General features: G+C 71.1%; 15 protein-coding genes and 3 pseudogenes. 13 read left to right on the top strand and 5 right to left on the bottom strand.

Annotated features, from left to right (window positions below):
• Window positions 1-40 precede the first annotated feature (40 nt).
• Window positions 41-475, bottom strand: a pseudogene (locus ACIBX3_RS14660) (Uma2 family endonuclease); the annotation flags it as partial.
• Window positions 476-888: 413 nt separating this feature from the next.
• Between ACIBX3_RS14660 and ACIBX3_RS14665 the strand changes: the two are divergent.
• Entirely contained in the window at window positions 889-1,554 is a 666-nt protein-coding gene (locus ACIBX3_RS14665; protein WP_397116935.1) for a lytic polysaccharide monooxygenase, read from the top strand.
• Here ACIBX3_RS14665 and ACIBX3_RS14670 read toward each other — a convergent pair.
• The 3 genes from ACIBX3_RS14670 to ACIBX3_RS14680 all read right to left on the bottom strand — a co-directional run bounded on the left by ACIBX3_RS14670 (window position 1,547) and on the right by ACIBX3_RS14680 (window position 4,208).
• A complete protein-coding gene (locus ACIBX3_RS14670) occupies window positions 1,547-1,696 on the bottom strand; it encodes a hypothetical protein (RefSeq protein WP_397116937.1) in 150 nt (49 codons plus the stop codon). The two genes, ACIBX3_RS14665 and ACIBX3_RS14670, sit on opposite strands and share 8 nt — an antisense overlap.
• 754 nt (window positions 1,697-2,450) lie before the next feature.
• On the bottom strand, window positions 2,451-3,032 hold the full coding sequence (locus ACIBX3_RS14675) for a TetR/AcrR family transcriptional regulator (protein WP_397116939.1): 582 nt from the start codon (window positions 3,030-3,032) through the stop codon (window positions 2,451-2,453).
• Window positions 3,033-3,101: 69 nt separating this feature from the next.
• On the bottom strand, window positions 3,102-4,208 hold the full coding sequence (locus ACIBX3_RS14680; protein WP_397116941.1) for a LacI family DNA-binding transcriptional regulator: 1,107 nt from the start codon (window positions 4,206-4,208) through the stop codon (window positions 3,102-3,104).
• Window positions 4,209-4,435: 227 nt separating this feature from the next.
• On the opposite strand from ACIBX3_RS14680, the pseudogene ACIBX3_RS14685 reads away from it, so the two are divergent.
• The 11 genes and pseudogenes from ACIBX3_RS14685 to ACIBX3_RS14735 form a co-directional block, all read left to right on the top strand.
• Window positions 4,436-5,143: pseudogene (locus ACIBX3_RS14685) on the top strand (histamine oxidase); the annotation flags it as partial.
• 82 nt (window positions 5,144-5,225) lie between these two features.
• Window positions 5,226-6,254, top strand: a complete 1,029-nt coding sequence (locus tag ACIBX3_RS14690; protein ID WP_397117406.1) for a hypothetical protein — start codon at window positions 5,226-5,228, stop codon at window positions 6,252-6,254.
• Window positions 6,255-6,268: 14 nt separating this feature from the next.
• Window positions 6,269-7,876, top strand: a complete 1,608-nt coding sequence (locus ACIBX3_RS14695; RefSeq protein ID WP_397116943.1) for an ABC transporter substrate-binding protein — start codon at window positions 6,269-6,271, stop codon at window positions 7,874-7,876.
• Window positions 7,877-7,878: 2 nt separating this feature from the next.
• Complete coding sequence (locus tag ACIBX3_RS14700) at window positions 7,879-8,847, top strand: ABC transporter permease (protein WP_397116945.1); 969 nt, start codon at window positions 7,879-7,881, stop codon at window positions 8,845-8,847.
• Window positions 8,844-9,662: an ABC transporter permease gene (locus ACIBX3_RS14705; RefSeq protein ID WP_397116947.1), complete on the top strand. Its 819-nt coding sequence runs from the start codon at window positions 8,844-8,846 to the stop codon at window positions 9,660-9,662. Before ACIBX3_RS14700 ends, ACIBX3_RS14705 begins: the two co-directional genes overlap by 4 nt.
• A pseudogene (locus ACIBX3_RS14710) lies at window positions 9,659-10,102 on the top strand (ATP-binding cassette domain-containing protein); the annotation flags it as partial. The gene ACIBX3_RS14705 and the pseudogene ACIBX3_RS14710, both read left to right, overlap by 4 nt.
• 340 nt (window positions 10,103-10,442) lie before the next feature.
• The gene (locus ACIBX3_RS14715) at window positions 10,443-10,640 is read left to right on the top strand and encodes a hypothetical protein (RefSeq protein WP_397116949.1); all 198 of its coding nucleotides are present in this window, start codon (window positions 10,443-10,445) and stop codon (window positions 10,638-10,640) included.
• Window positions 10,637-11,374: an ABC transporter ATP-binding protein gene (locus ACIBX3_RS14720; protein WP_397116951.1), complete on the top strand. Its 738-nt coding sequence runs from the start codon at window positions 10,637-10,639 to the stop codon at window positions 11,372-11,374. The genes ACIBX3_RS14715 and ACIBX3_RS14720 overlap by 4 nt, the downstream gene beginning before the upstream one ends.
• A complete protein-coding gene (locus ACIBX3_RS14725) occupies window positions 11,371-12,375 on the top strand; it encodes a P1 family peptidase (RefSeq protein WP_397116953.1) in 1,005 nt (334 codons plus the stop codon). The genes ACIBX3_RS14720 and ACIBX3_RS14725 overlap by 4 nt, the downstream gene beginning before the upstream one ends.
• 5 nt (window positions 12,376-12,380) lie before the next feature.
• On the top strand, window positions 12,381-12,809 hold the full coding sequence (locus ACIBX3_RS14730; RefSeq protein WP_397116955.1) for an FMN-binding negative transcriptional regulator: 429 nt from the start codon (window positions 12,381-12,383) through the stop codon (window positions 12,807-12,809).
• Window positions 12,806-13,861 carry a C45 family autoproteolytic acyltransferase/hydolase gene (locus ACIBX3_RS14735; protein ID WP_397116956.1) on the top strand — a complete coding sequence of 352 codons (1,056 nt, stop codon included), beginning with the start codon at window positions 12,806-12,808 and terminating at the stop codon, window positions 13,859-13,861. Before ACIBX3_RS14730 ends, ACIBX3_RS14735 begins: the two co-directional genes overlap by 4 nt.
• A 4-nt stretch (window positions 13,862-13,865) precedes the next feature.
• Here ACIBX3_RS14735 and ACIBX3_RS14740 read toward each other — a convergent pair whose 3' ends face one another.
• Entirely contained in the window at window positions 13,866-15,029 is a 1,164-nt protein-coding gene (locus tag ACIBX3_RS14740; RefSeq protein ID WP_397116958.1) for an acyl-CoA dehydrogenase family protein, read from the bottom strand.
• 69 nt (window positions 15,030-15,098) lie between these two features.
• On the opposite strand from ACIBX3_RS14740, the gene ACIBX3_RS14745 reads away from it, so the two are divergent.
• Complete coding sequence (locus tag ACIBX3_RS14745) at window positions 15,099-16,535, top strand: aldehyde dehydrogenase family protein (RefSeq protein WP_397116960.1); 1,437 nt, start codon at window positions 15,099-15,101, stop codon at window positions 16,533-16,535.
• Window positions 16,536-16,552 lie beyond the last annotated feature (17 nt).

Genomic DNA, 16,552 nt, shown 5'->3' on the forward strand with positions numbered 1-16,552 from the left:
CCCTACCGGCCGGAGGGGGCCGGCAGGGCCGGGGTCCAGGTCATCGGCGCACGCGCAGCTCGGCAGGGTCGAAACTGACCGGGAACGGCGCCGTCAAGTTCGCGACGGTACCGGCCTTGTAGGCGGTGGGAGGGTCGTAGCTTTCGCCTTTGAGCTCGTAGACGTAGAGGGTCGGTCCTTCATCGGACTCTATCCGCCAGTAGTGGGGGATGCCCGCCTTGGCATAGGCAAACGCTTTGAGAGCCTCGTCCCGCATCCTGGTGCTTGGGCTGCCCACCTCCACGGCGAGCAGAATGTCGTGAGGCGAGAACATGAGCCCCACGCTCTCCACTGAAACCTCGGGCACGACCACCAGGTCAGGGATGTAGAAGTTCTTGTCGGTCACCAGCAGGTTGATCGTTGACAACGGCTCCAACTCGGACGGCATCGCATCATCGAGTATGCGCTGCAGCCGGTAAATGATGCGCTGGTGCGGGGGAGTGGGGGCAGGGCCACCAGTAGGCTCCCGTTGAAGAGCTCATAGCGGTTCCCGTCGTCTGGGAACTCGAGCAGGTCGTCGACCGTGTACTCCGGCTTGCCGAAAGGCATCTTGGCCGGTTCGATCGTTGCCATTGTGGTCACCCACTCAATATCGGGAGTCTCGCCCTCACTCACATGCTACTTCCCCGAATTTCATCACTTTAAGTTGCGTGACGATTACACCTTGCTGTGACCTGAAACTTTCACCCCTTTCTGCTGCCCGTCCAGGGCATTGACCAGGCAGGTGCCGGCCGCGAAGGACGTTGACAAGTGGCCATCACTTGGCCGGATCGGCGCGGTCAGATACCGTCGCGCACTGGGAGCGCTCCCATTCCCCGGAACCCCCGACCGGAACACGGAGACCGCACGATGCCCCAAGTCGCACCCAAACGCTGGGCGCTGCGCGCCCTGGCCCTGCTGATGACCACGGCGATGATCTTCACCGTTCCGCTCGCCGAGACCGCCTCGGCGCACGGGTCGGTCGTCGACCCGGCCTCCCGCAACTACGGCTGCTGGCTGCGCTGGGGAAGTGACTTCCAGAACCCGACCATGCAGCAGCGCGACCCGATGTGCTGGCAGGCGTGGCAGGACAACCCGAACGCCATGTGGAACTGGAACGGGCTCTACCGCAACGAGGTCGGCGGCAACCACCAGGCGGCCATCCCCAACGGGCAGCTGTGCAGCGGCGGCCACGCCGAAGCCGCCCGCTACCGGTCCATGGACACGGCCGGCCCGTGGACGATGACGAACCTCGGCAGCACGTTCGACATCCGCCTGCACGACCAGGCCAGGCACGGCGCCGACTACATCAGGGTCTACATCACCCGTCAGGGCTACAACGCCACGACCACGCCCCTGGGATGGAACCACCTGGAGCTGGTCCGCGAGACCCCCAGGTACGCGCCCGCCGAGAACTACATGATCACCGGCCTGAACAAGGGATCGCGTACCGGCCGCCACGTGATCTACACGATCTGGAAGGCCTCGCACATGGACCAGACGTACTACATCTGCAGCGACGTCAACTTCAGCTGAGTGCGTCGCCGATGTCTCCGCCGGGCGTGCCCTCGTGCGCCCGGCGGTGTTCTTCGCTCACGAGCCCTTTGCCCAGAATGAGCTCCACGACGTCACCCGGGCCGCTGGAGTGGGAGCGCTCAACGACAGCCGGGGTTGTCATGATCTCTCCCTCCTTTTGAGAGCACGATGAAATTCATCCTGTGTCGGTACTTCATCGGCTTCTATGTCTTTTGGCCTATTCGCCAGGATGAGCCGCATCGGATGACGGCTCCGGCTTTTCAGTCCCCGATCCGCCGAAACTTTCATGCACTCGACGTCTGCCTGTGGATCGCCATTTCCGCTGCTCACCCGGCACGTCGGGGAGCTCTGTGAGGGTACGGAAACGCGTTGACATGGATCATCATTTGTACGGATTAAATCCGTCAGATACCGTCACGCGCGGGAGCGTTCCTAGCCGTAGGACCCCGGCTGGAACATGAAGATGATGCCCGGCCGCCGCATATCCGGCGGCCGGGCGTTATGGGAAGCGAGGCCGCGTCGAGGCGCGGACGGCGAGCTCGATCGCACGCATAAAACCGCCGCCGGGTCTGGCGTACCGGCATCAAGCCCGTCATTGCCCGGGGCCGTTGTGTTTCCCGTCTGCCCTTCGAGCTGCGCGCGAGGACCGCCCCGGCGTTCATCCACGACTTCTCGGCGAGGAGCGGCCCGGCCGGGGCCGTCAGAGAGGCCGGACCCGCTCATCGCCGAGTTCGCCGACGAACTCGCCCTCACTGCCGGAGTGCTGTTCACGGATCGCACGAAGGTCCGCTCCACGCTGCCCCGCCGCACCGGTGTCGAGCGATGGGGCCACCCCGGCGCACTGCGCGTGGTCGCGAGCTGATGGCCGGCGCGCATCGAAGCCTTTTGCCACCTGGTTAGCCCGCTGGGGAGCCGGCGATCTGAGTGACGAGGAAATCGAGCCGTTCCTCCTGGCCGTCCGGGGGGATGCGGCCGCTGTCGGACAGGACAGCCATGCCGTGCAATGTGCTCCAGGTGACTTCGGCGAACAGTTCGCGTCGCTCGTTGTCCAGGCGGAAGCAGCTGACGAACTCGCCGAAAGCGGCCCGTAGCGGGGGTGGTGTCTCGGCGCTCGCGAACTTCAGGTCGGTGGGCAGGACGAACATGGCTTGGTACAGGGCAGGCCGCTCGGTCGCGAAATCCAGGTAGGCGCGGCAGACGGCGCGCAGGGCCTGCCCCGGCTCGGCGGCGGCCTGCCGCGCGCGGCGCAGGTGGGCGGCGAGTTCGCTGAAGCCGTCGATGGCGACGGCGCTCACGATGGCTTCCTTGCCGTCGAAGTGGCTGTACAGCACCGGCTGGCTGTACTCGACGCGTTCGGCCAGCCGTCGCGTCGTCACCGCCTCCCAGCCTTCGGCCTCCGCGAGTTCGCGCGCGGCTGTGATGATCAGCTGATGACGGTGGGCGCGTTCACGTTCACGGCGCTCTTTGATGGCGGACATGACGGCATCATAGCAACGCTAGACATTCTGTCGAGGATATGGCTATCGTCGATATCACTCCTAGCGCCGCTATGAACCGCTGCGGGCGCTGCCCGGCTCGCCGGCCGGCGAGGGTGCCGTCGCGACCGCACTCCCCGGGCGGTGTTTCCAAGAGCGCGGGCGGGTCGAGGCGCGGACGGCGAGCTCGATCGGGTGCACCCGCTCCGTCCCCACCGGCGCCGTGCCCGAGAGCAGCTCGAACAGCAGCTCCGCGCAGCCGGCCCCGGCCTCCTTCGGGCGCAGGTCGATCGCCGTGATCGGCGGGTCGGCCTGGCGGGTGGCCGCGCTGTCGACGCATGAGGCGAGCAACACGTCCACCCCGGCCTCCCGCAACAACGGCGCCACCTCGGTCGCCGCCCCGGCGGGTGCGCACACCAGCGCGTCCAGCCCCCCGCCGTCCCCCGCGTCTCCAGGCGGGGCCGTCTCCAGGAGGGCGCGGGCGGCGGCGCGGACCTCGTCGCCCGTCGCGTCGAACGACACCCGCCGCACCAGCGGCGTCACCCCGTTCGCAGCGCACCAGTCCAGGTAGCCCCGGTGCACGCTGGCCGCCCAGTCGCTCTCGTCGCCCGCCACGATCAGCGCCGGCCGCGACGCCCCCGCCGCGCGCAGGTGGTCGAGGAGCCGGGCCAGCATCGGCGCGTGCTGCGACCACACCACCCCGTCCGCCTGCCGGTCGCCGGGGAAGCGTTCGCACGAGACCGTCGGCAGGCCCGTCGCCATCAGGCTCTCCACCACCGGATCGCCCCCGAGCGGGTCGCCGAGCACGAGCCCGTCCACGCGCGGCGGCCGTGGGCGGCGCTGGCCCGAGGTGATCAGCGTGACGTCGTAGTCGTGCCGCGCCGCCTGCTCGACCACGCCGAACACGAACGACATGTAGTAGGACGACCGGGTCAGCACCTCGGGAACGTGCAGCCCGATGGTGCCGGTGCTGGCCTTGCGCAGGTGCCGGGCCGAGCCGTTGGGCACGTAGCCGAGCCGCTCGGCGACCTGGGCCACCGCGGCGCGCGTCGTCTCGGACACCCGTCCGGAGCCGCGCAACGCGTCGGAGGCCGTGGTCTTGGACACCCCCGCCTCCCTGGCGACGGTGAGGATCGTGACCGGCTCGTCTGCTTGCACGAGCCGATGGTAGCGGCCCATCCGCCTGCTCCTTTCCGGCCTCGGCGGCGGCCCTCCCGGTAACCGATGTGTTTCGCCTGGCGTCCAGGTCTTGTCTTGTCCCGTCCCCGCAATTATGTTAGCCCGAAATTGCCGGAACGTTCCGGCACCAGAAAGGGGCGGAGACGTTGCACCTGACCACCGGCGAGGACCCCCACCCCCTCGACCCGCTCGCCGCGCGCGAGATCGACGAGGTCAGGCGGATCCTGATGGCCGACGGGCTGCTGACCGAGACGGTGCGGGTGGCCTACCTCGGCCTGGAGGAGCCGCCGAAGGACGAGGTGCTGGCGTACGAACCGGGAGCCCCCGTCGCCCGCCGCGCCCGCGCGTACCTGCTGGATCTGGCCACTGAGGCGGCCGAGGACGTGATCGTGTCGATCGGCGGCGGCCGGGTGGAGTCGCGCACCCCGATCGACCCGCTCACCGACGGCCAGGTGCCCATGCTGGACGAGGAGCACGCCCTGGTCAGGAAGGTGCTGCGCGCAGATGCCGGCTGGTCGGCGGCGCTGAGGAAGCGGGGGATAGAAGACCCCGCGAGGGTCTACCTGGCCGCGCTCAGCGCCGGGCACTTCGGCCTGCCGAAGGAGGAGGGCCGCAGGATTGCCAGGGTGCTGGCGCACCTGATGCCCACCCCCGGCAGCCTGCCGTGGGCGCATCCGGTGGACGGCCTGGTCGCGTACGTCGACCTGGTCAAGGGCGAGGTCCTGGAGATCGTCGACACCGGCCCCCAGCCGATCCCCGCCGAGCCCGGCGACTACCACCACGGCCCGCACCGCACCACGCAGAAGCCCATCCACATCACGCAGCCGGAGGGCCCCAGCTTCACGGTGGACGGCCCGCTCGTCACCTGGGAGAAGTGGAGTCTGCGCCTCGGCTACGACATGCGCGAGGGCCTCACCCTGCACCAGATCGGCTTCGAGGACGACGGCCGGACCAGACCGATCGTCTACCGGGCGTCGGTGGCCGAGATGGTGGTGCCTGTACGGCGACCCGAGCCCGATCCGGTTCTGGCAGAACTACTTCGACACCGGCGAGTACCAGCTCGGCAAGCTCGCCAACTCCCTCGAGCTCGGCTGCGACTGCCTCGGCGAGATCACCTACTTCGACGCCGTCGTCACGGACGGCTCCGGCGCGCCCAAGGTGATCACCAACGCCATCTGCATGCACGAAGAGGACTACGGCGTGTTGTGGAAGCACACCGACCCGGCCAACGGATCGCGGGAGACGCGCAGGCAGCGCCGCCTGGTGATCTCGTTCTTCGTCACCGTCGGCAACTACGACTACGGCTTCTACTGGTACCTGTACCTCGACGGCACCATCGAGCTCGAGGTGAAGGCCACCGGCATCGTCTTCACCGGCGCCTATGACGAGCGGGCCGCGCCCTACAGCTCGGAGGTGGCGCCGGGGCTGGCCGCGCCGTACCACCAGCACCTGTTCAGCGCCCGGCTGGACATGACGGTGGACGGCGTGGCGAACGCCGTGGACGAGGTGGAGGTGGCGCCCCTCGCCTCCGAATGGGGCAACGCGTTCGGCCGCGCCGCGACCCGGCTGCGCACCGAACGCGAGGCCCGCCGCGACGCCGACCTCAAGGCCGAGCGCACCTGGCACGTCGTCAACCCCGGCGTACGCAACCGCCTCGGCCGTCCGGTCGGGTACGCCCTGCACCCCGAGGGCAAGCCCACCCTGCTGGCCGCCGAGGGATCCTCCATCCACAGGAGGGCGGAGTTCGCCACCAAGCACCTGTGGGTCACCCGCTACCACCCAGCGGAGCGCTTTCCCGCCGGGGACCTGGTCAACCAGCATCCCGGCGGCGCGGGACTGCCCACCTACACCAGGGCGGACCGTGACATCGACGGGCAGGACATCGTGCTGTGGCACACGTTCGGCCTGACGCATTTCCCCCGCACGGAGGACTGGCCGATCATGCCGGTCGACACCTGCGGGTTCGTACTCAAGCCGGTCGGGTTCTTCGACCGCAACCCCACGCTCGACGTCCCGCCGAGCGCCGCCGAACGTTCCTGCCACTAGAGGAGAAGAGGCCCATGCGTCCCATACGCCTGGCCTGCGGTGTCACGGCCGCCGTGCTCGCCACGGCCTGTGCCGCCACCACCGGAACGACCCCAGCTCCCCAGGAGACCGCAGCCCCGGGCTACCTCGCCGTCGCCGACGACAAGCTCCCCGCCGGCGGCACGCTGAACCTGGCGGTGCACATCGACAGCGGGGCGGCCACCGGGTACGACCCGCAGCTCGCCGACGTCGCCACCACCTGGCAGCTGCTCTCGCTGGCGTACGAGACGCTGGTCACGGTCGGCCCCGACTTCAGCGTCCAGCCGCTGCTGGCCGAGAAGTGGGAGACCCCGACCCCCACCGAGTACGTCTTCCACCTGCGCGACGGGGTCACCTTCTCCAACGGCAGGGCGATGACGGCCGACGACGTGGCGGGCAGCCTGAAGCGGCTGCTGGCGTCCAAGTCGGTGTGGCGCGGCCAGCTCGGCCCGGTCAAATCGGTCACCAAGGACGGCGACAACATCGTCAAGGTCACCCTGTCGGAGCCGTACACGCCCTTCCTCGCCGCGCTCGCCAACGTGCCGGCGGCGATCCTGCCCATGAAGGAGATCGACGACAAGTCGGTCGACCCGGCCACCACGCTGCTCGGTACCGGCCCGTACGTGGTGGACAACCACCGCCAGGACGTGTCGTGGGCGTTCAAGCGCAACGACAAGTACTGGGCGAAGGGCAAGCCGGCGGCCGACACGATCAACATCACGATCGCCCCCGACGAGGCCGCCCGCATCGCGGCCCTGCAGAACGGCGGCGCCGCCCTGGCCACGCTCGGCAACGTCGACTCCGCCACCATGCTGGCCGGCGCCAAGGACGTCAAGGTCGTCACCCAGGCCACGACCGACTTCTACTACCTGATGCTCAACACCCAGGCGCCGAACTCGAAGTTCGCCGACCCGAAGGTGCGCCAGGCGATCAACATCGCGCTCGACGCCCAGCAGATCGCCGACGTGGCGCTGGGCGGCAAGGGCAAGCCGACCGCGATCACTCCGGCCGGGCTGCCCGGCGCCTGCGACCCCGCCGCGCTGCCGTCGGCGTCCAAGAGCGTCGACGAGGCGAAGAAGCTGCTGGCGGAGGCCGGGGCGCAGAACCTGTCGTTCACGCTCAGCATCTTCGCCACCGAGCCGGCCCCGGCCGTCGCCCAGGTGATCCAGCAGAACCTCCAGCAGGCCGGCATCACCGTCAAGATCGAGCAGATGGACGAGGCGAGCTGGTCGGGCAAGGTGTACGGCAAGGCGCCGGCCGAGTTCGACGCGGCCCTGTCCTGGTTCGCCGGGTATGCCGACCCCGGCATGGTCACCAAGTGGTGGAACCCTGAGACGGCCGGCTTCAACGCCGGCTTCATGAAGCCGGACAAGGAGCTGAACGCCCTCATCGACACCGCCAACAAGGAGCCCCAGCAGCGGGACAAGGCGCTGGCGGCGGTCTGCGCCAAGGCCGACGCGGACGCGCAGATGATCCCGCTGGTCACCCGCCCCGCCACGGTCGCGTACCGGGCCGACGCGCTGAGCCCGGGCCTGTACGCCACCGAGGGCTACGGCAACGTCCTGCGCCTGGTCGCCGACGCCCGCGTGAAGAAGTCCCAGTAGCCATGCGTCTGGTGATGTGGTGGTCCGGCCGGGCGCTCAGCTCGGCCGCCACGCTCCTGGGCGTCTCGGTGCTCATCTTCGCCGCGGTCAGGATGATGCCGGGCGGCTTCGCGGAGACGGTGCTGGGCCCGTTCGCGACGGCCGAGCAGAAGTCGGAGCTGGCCGCCCGCTACGGGCTGGACCAGCCGGTGTTCATGCAGTACGGGCACTGGCTGGCCGCCGTCGCGGGCGGCGACCTCGGCGTCTCCATGATCAGCCGCGAGCCGGTCGCGGGGGAGCTCCTGGCCCGCCTGCCGGTCACGGCCGAGCTCACCGTGCTCGCCGTGGTCGCGAGCGCGCTGCTCGGCGTGCCGCTGGGCGTCCTCACCGCGGTCCGGGCCCGTCCCGGTGGCGGCGGCGCGGCCGGGCGGCTGCTCAGCGGGCTCGGCGTCAGCGTGCCGGAGTTCGTGCTGGGCAGCCTGGTGGTGTTCGTCTTCTCCCGGTACGCGCTCGGCCTGCAGGTCGGCGCGTGGGTGCCGTTCACCCGGGACCCGGCCGGGAACCTGGCGACCATGATCCTTCCCGCGGCGGTGCTGTCGGTGTTCGCGATCTCGGTGACCGCCAGGACCACGCGCGACGCCGTCATGGGTGTGCTGGTGGAGCCGTACGTCACGGCGGCCGTCGGGCGCGGCGAGTCGCCGTGGTTCATCGTCAGGCACCACATCCTGCGCAACGCCGCCACGCCCGTGGTCACGCTGCTCGGCACGATCACCGCGTACCTGCTGGGCGGGGCGCTGATCGTGGAGCACGTGTTCAATCTGCCCGGCGTCGGGTCGTACATCGTGCAGGCCGTCGGCCGCCGCGACTACGCGGTCGTGCAGGCCGGGGTACTGCTGGCGGCCGCGGTGTTCATCGTGATGAACGTGCTGATCGACCTGCTCGTCGGCGTCCTCGACCCGAGGCTCGGCGTGCTCGCGGGGAGGCGCTCGTGAGGAAGCTGGATCGGCTGTCCATCGGCGGGCTGGCCTGCCTGCTGGTCCTGGTGGTGTTCGCGCTCGGCTCGCTGATCGGCGCAGGGGGAGACCCTGACGCGATCGTCGGCCCCCGCCTGCAGCCGCCCGGACCCGGCTGGTGGCTGGGCACCGACAACCTGGGCCGCTCGGTGCTGCCGCGCGTCATGGAGGGCGTCGGCACCACGCTGCTGCTGTCGTCGATCGCCGTGCTGGTCACGGCGGTGCTGAGCGCGGCGTTCGGCATCGTCGCCGGATATCGTGGCGGCTACCTGAACGAGCTGGTGATGCGCCTGGTGGAAGTGCTCTACTCCTTCCCCGCCATCGTGCTCGCGATCCTGGTCGCCGCCGTGCTCGGCCCGGGGCAGCTCGCGGCGCTGGCCAGCATCGTGCTGGTGACGATCCCGCTGATGACCCGGCTGGTGCGGGCCGCCGCCGTGGCCGTGTCCCAGCGCGACTACGTCACCTCCGCCGTCATCAGCGGCGCCCGGCTGCCGCGCGTGCTCGGCCGCCACGTGCTGCCGAACGTGGCCGGCACGATCGCGGTGCAGGGCACGTACGCGTTGAGTGTCGGCATCGCGGTCGAGGGCGGGCTGAGCTTCCTCGGCTTCGGCGTTCAGCCGCCGCAGGCGTCGCTCGGCGTGCTCATCCAGCAGGGCGGCACGTACATGATCGCCGCGCCCTGGCTGATCCTCGGCCCCGGGGTCGTGCTCGTGGCGGCGATCCTGGCGATCAACGTGGTGGGCGACGGGCTGCGCGACCGGCTCGAACCCCAGGAGACGAGGTCACTCACATGAGCCTGCTCGCCGTACGCAACCTGGTGATCGACTATGCCGAGACGCGGGCGCTCGACGGCGCCGACCTCGACCTGGCGCGGGGGGAGACGCTCGGCCTGGTCGGCGAGAGCGGGTCCGGCAAGTCCACGCTCGGCGCTGCCGCCGGCCGGCTGCTGCCCCGGACCGCACAGCGCACCGAAGGGGAGGTGCTGGTGGCCGGGGAGCCGGTGTTCGACCTGCCGCCCGGCGCGCTGCGCCGGCTCAGGAAGAAGCACCTCGGGTTCGTCTTCCAGGACCCGATCGCCTCCCTCGACCCGACCATGCGCGCCGGCGACCAGCTCCGGCTGGTGCTCGGGCGCGGCGGCGACGTGGGCTTCCACCTGGGACGGGTCAAGCTGGACGAGGCCCGGGTGGCGCGTGCGTACCCGCACCAGCTGTCCGGCGGCATGGCGCAGCGGGTGGCCATCGCGATGGCCATGGCCACCTCGCCCGAGCTGCTCGTCGCCGACGAGCCGACCGCCGCCCTGGACAGCCAGGTGCGCGAGGAGGTGCTGAACGTGGTCTTCTCCCTCGCCGCCGAGGCGGGGACGAGCATCCTGTGGCTCAGCCACGATCTGCCCGCCGTCGCCCGCCGCTGCGACCAGGTGGCGGTCATGTACGGCGGCCGCGTCGTCGAGCGCGGCCCCGCCCGCGACGTGCTCGGCCGTCCCGCCCACCCCTACACGGCGGCCCTGGGCCGGCTCGGCGCCCGCGGCGGCGCCCCTCGGCGTGCGCTTGGAGCCGGTGCCCGGCCGCCCGCCCGTGCTCAAGGGCCCGTCGCCGGGCTGCGCCTTCGCGCCGCGCTGCGCGTTCGCGGAGGAGCGTTGCGAGCACGAGCGACCGGAGCCGGTCCGGGTCCGTGAGCAGGACGTCCTCTGCCACCGGGCCACAGAGCTGGGGGACCGCCTGATCTCGCGCCGCGAGCGGGAGGACCACGCGGTCACGGAGGTGAGCGCGTGATCCTCGAACTCGACGACGTCACCGTCACCTTCGCCGCCGGACCGCCGCTGCGGCGCATCCACCTGGACGCCATGAAGCACGTCTCGCTGTCCGTCGCCGAGGGCGAGACCCTCGGGCTGGTCGGCGAGTCCGGCTCCGGCAAGACGACCACCAGCCGGGTCGCGCTCGGCCTGCAACGGCCCACGTCCGGGACGGTCAGGTTCGGCGGCCGCCCGTTCCCGAAGCGGCGGCGCGAGCTGGCCGGTCGCATGCAGGCCGTGCTCCAGCATCCGCACTGGTCGCTCAACCCCAGGATGCGGGTCGGCCAGAGCGTCGCCGAGCCGCTGACGGTGCTCGGCCGCCCGGCCGGCGACGCGGTCACCGAGATGCTGGAGCACGTCGGACTGGAGGCGTCGTTCGCCGCCCGCTACCCGCACGAGCTGTCCGGCGGTCAGCGGCAGCGCGTGTCCATCGCCCGCGCGCTGGTCACCCGGCCCGGCTTCATCGTCTTCGACGAGGCCGTCAGCGCGCTGGACGTGTCCGTCCAGGTGCAGATCCTCAACCTGATCAAGGACCTGCAGGCCGGGTACGGCTTCAGCGCCCTGTTCATCTCCCACGACCTCGGCGCGGTCCGCTACGTCGCCGACAGGATCGCGGTCATGCGCTCCGGCGAGATCGTCGAGACCGCCGACACCGCCACCTTCTCCACCGCACCCGCCCACGAGTACTCGAAGCAGCTTCTGGAGGCCCTATGAACGACGCTGTGGCCAACGAGCCCCGGCTCGCCACGCCGTCCGCTTTCGCGCCCGGGGTCCCGCGCAACGCGGACCTGCCGCTGACCCCGCAGCCCAGCCCCGGGCGCGGGTCGGTGGCGTTCGACCTGCCCGGCGTCCGCGTGGGCACCGCCGAGTACGCCGAGGGCCCCACCGGCTGCACGGTGATCCACCTCCCGGCGGGCGCCAGGACGGCGGTGGACGCGCGGGGCGGCGCGGTCGGCATGAGCGGCGGCTACGAATTCAACCACGCGATCTGCCTGGCCGGCGGCTCGGTGTACGGGCTGGCGGCCGCCGCGGGCGTGAGCGACGAGCTGCTGGCCCGCCGGAACAATCAGACAAAATGGGATGAATTGCAACTGGTGTCCGGCGCGGTGATCTACGACTTCTCATGCCGGGACACCGCCGTCTATCCCGACGGCGAGCTGGGCCGGGCCGCGCTGCGGGGCGCCGTCGAAGGCGAGTTCCCGGTGGGCCGGTGCGGCGCGGGGCGGACGGCGACCGCGGGCAAGGTCGAGTTCGGCCGGGCCGAGTTCGCCGGGCAGGGCGCGGCGTTCGGCACGTTCGGCGAGGCGAAGGTGCTGGTGGCGACCGTGGTCAACGCCGTGGGCGCGGTGGTGGACCGGGACGGGCGGATCGTCCGCGGCAACTACCACGCCGAGGAGGGGGCGCGCCGCCACCCGAGCGCCGACTATGCCGCGGCCATCGGCGACCCGGCCCCGGCCCCGGCCGTGATGGGCAACACCACGCTGACCGTGATGGTCACGAACGTGAAACTGAGCGACGTCGAGCTGCTCCAGGTCGGCCGCCAGGTGCACAGCTCCATGCACCGCGGCATCCAGCCGTTCCACACCCTCACCGACGGCGACGTGCTGTTCGCGATGACCACGGACGAGGTGGACCTCGTCGGCGTCAAGCCGACGGGCCTCGGGACGCTGGCGTCCGAGGTCGCGTGGGACGCGATCCTGAGCGCGGTGGAGTGACCTTCATGCACGTCTTCCCCCGCTACGCCGCCAAGGACCCGAAGCAGGTCGCCGAGCTGATCAGGCAGAACCCGTTCGCGCTGGTCGTCAGCGCGGTCGACGGGGTGCCGGTGGCGACCCACGTCCCGGTCATCCAGGACGGCGGCACGCTGCTCGGGCACATGGCACGCGCCAACCCGCAGTGGCGCTCCTGGGAGTCCGGGCCGGACGTGCTCGTGGTGTCGCTCCGGGCGCCGTCCTGGGAGCCGACGCCGGCCTCCAGGGACAGGTTCGCCGCGCTGCTGCCCCGGGTAATGGCCTTTCGTGTGCACGTGCGTACCGAACAGAGCATGTTCAAGCTGAGCCAGGACATCGACGTCGAGCGCCACGCGCGCGTCCGTGACGCGTTCGCCGCCGAGAACCCCCGGCTCGCCGACCTGATGGATGGTTCATGACCTTCCCCACGTTCACGTCCACGGAACTCGACCCCCGCGCCCGAGGGAAGGAGCTCGGCACCCATCGGCGCGCGGCGATCATCGCCAATTTCGCCGGCTACACCGACCTGTTCGCCGTCGCCGGGGCCACCGCGGCGCAGGTGCGCGCGTGGGGCGAACGCGCGCTCGACCGCACCGCGGCCTGGGCGCCGCACCTGGCGGAGGAGATCGCCGGGATCGCCGCCGGCGCCGGGCTGGAGCCGTGGCAGGTGGCCGTGGTCAACGCCCGCACCGAGATCCTGGCCGCCATCAACGCGACCGGCGAGGGGGAGTGCTCCACCTCCGTCGTGCTGCCCGGGCCGCGTACGGTGCAGACCTGGGACTGGCACGACCACCTGCGCGACGCCCCCATGCTGTGGGAGCTGGAGCCCCGCCCGGGGCACGTGGTGCGGACCTTCACCGAGGCCGGGGCGCTGGCCAAGATCGGGGTCAACACGGCCGGGCTCGGCATCCACTTCAACATCCTGCGCCACGAGTCCGACTCCGGCGACATCGGCGTGCCCGTGCACCTGATCGCCCGCAGGATCCTGGACGAGGCCGCCACCGTCGAGGAGGCCGCCGCCGTCGCGCGCTCCGCCGAGGTCTCCGCCTCCACCGTCATCACGGCGGTGACCTCGGACGACGCGGGCTCGATCGAGATCTCCCCGGCCGGGGTCGCGATCATCCCCCCGGAGCCGGGCGGCGTGCTGCAGCACTGCAACCACTTCCTCGACCCCGCGCTGGCGGAGGGGGAGCGGCACGCCACCGACCGGCCCAGCACGTACGACCGCCTCCGGCACCTGCGCGACCATGTCGAGGAGCTGAGCCTCGGCGACCACACCGCGCGGGCGCGGGCCATGCTCGGCCACGGCCCCGACGCGGCGCCCGTCTGCGCCCACCCGGATCTGACGCAGCCGATCAACCAGCGGTGGGAGACGGTCGCGACGATCGCGCTGGACCCGCCCGCCGGGCGGCTGCTGGCGCACCAGGGCGGGCCCTGCCAGGTCACCGAGGCGACCTGGCAGATCTTCTGATACGTCAGTGGAACGCGGCGATCCCGGTCAGCGCCTTGCCCAGGACCAGCGTGTGGATCTCCGAGGTGCCCTCGTAGGTCAGCACGGACTCCAGGTTCACGGCGTGCCTGATCACCGGGTATTCGAGGGTGACGCCGCTCGCGCCGAGCAGCGTGCGGCACTTCCTGGCGATCTCCAGGGCCTCGCGCACGTTGTTCAGCTTGCCGGCGCTCACCTGCTCGGAGGTGAGCGTGCCGGCCTCCTTCAGCCGGCCCAGGTGCACCGCGAGCAGCAGGCCCTTGCCCAGCTCCAGCGCCATGTCGGCGAGCTTCTCCTGGGTGAGCTGGAACGACGACAGCGGCCTGGCGAACACCTCGCGGTCGCCCGCGTACGCGATGGCCGTCTCCAGGCAGTCCAGCGCCGCGCCCATCGCCCCGAACACGATCCCGAACCTGGCCTCGTTCAGGCAGCCCAGCGGCCCCGACAGCCCCCGGGCGCCCGGCAGCACGGCCGCGTCGGGCAGTCGCACCCCGTCCAGCACGAGCTCGCTCGTCACGCTCGCGCGGAGCGAGATCTTGTGCTTGATGTCGTTGACGGTGAAGCCGGGCGTGCCGGCCGGGACGAGGAAGCCTCTGATCCCCTCGTCCGTACGCGCCCAGACCACGGCCACGTCCGCCACCGAGCCGTTGGTGATCCACATCTTGGTGCCGCTGAGCACCCAGTCGCCGCCCTCGCGCTTGGCCGTGGTCCGCATGCCCGCCGGGTCGGAGCCGAAGTCCGGCTCGGTCAGGCCGAAGCAGCCGATGCGCTCGCCGGCCGCCATCGCGGGCAGCCACTCCCGCTTCTGCTCCTCGCTGCCGTACTTCCAGATCGCGTACATGGCGAGGGAGCCCTGCACCGACACCAGGCTGCGCAGGCCGGAGTCGGCGGCCTCCAGCTCCAGGCAGGCCAGCCCGTACGCGACCGCGCCGAGGCCGGCGCAGCCGTACCCGTCGAGGTGCATGCCGAGCACGCCGATCCCGCCGAGGGCGCGGGCCAGCTCGCGGGCCGGCAGCTCGCCGCTCTCGAACCAGCCGGCGACGTGCGGCCGGATCTCGCGGTCGCACACCTTCCTGACCGTGGTCCTGATCTCGCGTTCCTCGCCGGTCAGCAGCGTGTCCAGGGCGAACAGAGCGGTCGGGGCGATCATCGCGTCGATCCTCCGTATTTTGGATCCAATATTGAAAATCCAATATGACACAGTTAAGGTGCGTTGACCATGGACGTTCTGAATCTCATCGGGGGCCGCTGGAGCGAGGGTGAGGGCGAGGAGTTCGCCGACACCAACCCCGCCCGCCCGGCCGAAGTGGTGGCACGCGGCCGGTTCGCCTCGGCACGCGAGGTCGAGCGGGCCGTCGCCGCGGCCCGCGAGGCCGCGCCCGGCTGGGCCGCCACCCCGCACCACGCCCGCGCGGCCGTGCTGCTCGGCGCGGCGGACCTCGTGGACGGCAACGCCGGCGAGTGGGGCGCCGAGCTGGCCCGCGAGGAGGGGAAGACACTGCCCGAGGCGGTCGCCGAGGTCCGCGGCGCGGCCCGCATCCTGCGGTACTACGCGGGCGAGGCCGACCGGGAGAGCGGCGAGATCTACGCCTCGCCCCGGCCCGGCGAGAACGTCCTCGTCGTCCGCAAGCCCATCGGCGTCATCGGCATGATCACGCCGTTCAACTTCCCGATCGCCATCCCCGCCTGGAAGATCGGGCCCGCGCTGAGCTACGGCAACACCGTCGTGTGGAAGCCGTCGTCGCTGGTGCCGCTGCTGGCCTGCCGGCTGGCGCGGGCGCTGACCGAGGCCGGCCTGCCGGACGGGGTGCTCAACCTCGTGTACGGCGAGGCCGACGCCGGCACGGCCATCGTCGGCCACCCCGGCGTCAACGCGATCTCCTTCACCGGCTCCACCGCCGTCGGCCGGGCGGTCATCGCCCGCTGCGGCGAGCTCGGCAAGCCCGTGCAGACCGAGATGGGCGGCAAGAACGCCTCCATCGTGCTCGCCGACGCCGACCTCGACCACGCGGCCGAACAGGTCGTGCTCGGAGCGTTCCGGTCCACCGGGCAGAAGTGCACGGCCACCTCCCGCCTCATCGTGGCCTCCCAGGTAGCCGACGACCTGCTCGAACGGGTCGCCGCCCGCGCGTCGGGCCTTGTCGTCGGCGACCCGCTGGAGGACGGGGTCGAGATGGGGCCGCTGGTCAGCTCGGCCGCCCGCGACCGGGTCTCGGCCGGGGTGCGCAGGGCCGTCGAGGAAGGGGCCAAGCCCCTGTCGGACGGCGGTCGTCTTGGCGATCGCGACGGGTGGTTCGTGCCGCCGACCGTGCTCGACCTGCCCGGGACCGGGGTGGACTTCTGGCACACCGAGCTGTTCGGTCCGGTCGTCGGAGCCGTGCGCGCCGACGGCGCCGAGGAGGCGCTCGGGCTGGCGAACCTCAGCGACCACGGCCTGTCCGCCGCCATCTTCACCAGGGACCTCGGGGTCGCGTTGCAGGCCGTCGAGCGGCTGGAGGTGGGGGTGCTGCACGTCAACTCCGAGTCGGCGGGGACGTTCCCGTACGTGCCGTTCGGCGGGACCAAGCAGAGCGGGTTCGGGCCCAAGGAGCAGGGGCGGGCCGCCCGCGAGTTCTTCACCCAGACGGTGACCGTCTACCTGGGCGCTCCGGCGTGAGCGAGAGTAGCGAGCGA

It is taken from the genome of Nonomuraea sp. NPDC049480 (genome assembly GCF_044465905.1).
GTDB lineage: Bacteria > Actinomycetota > Actinomycetes > Streptosporangiales > Streptosporangiaceae > Nonomuraea.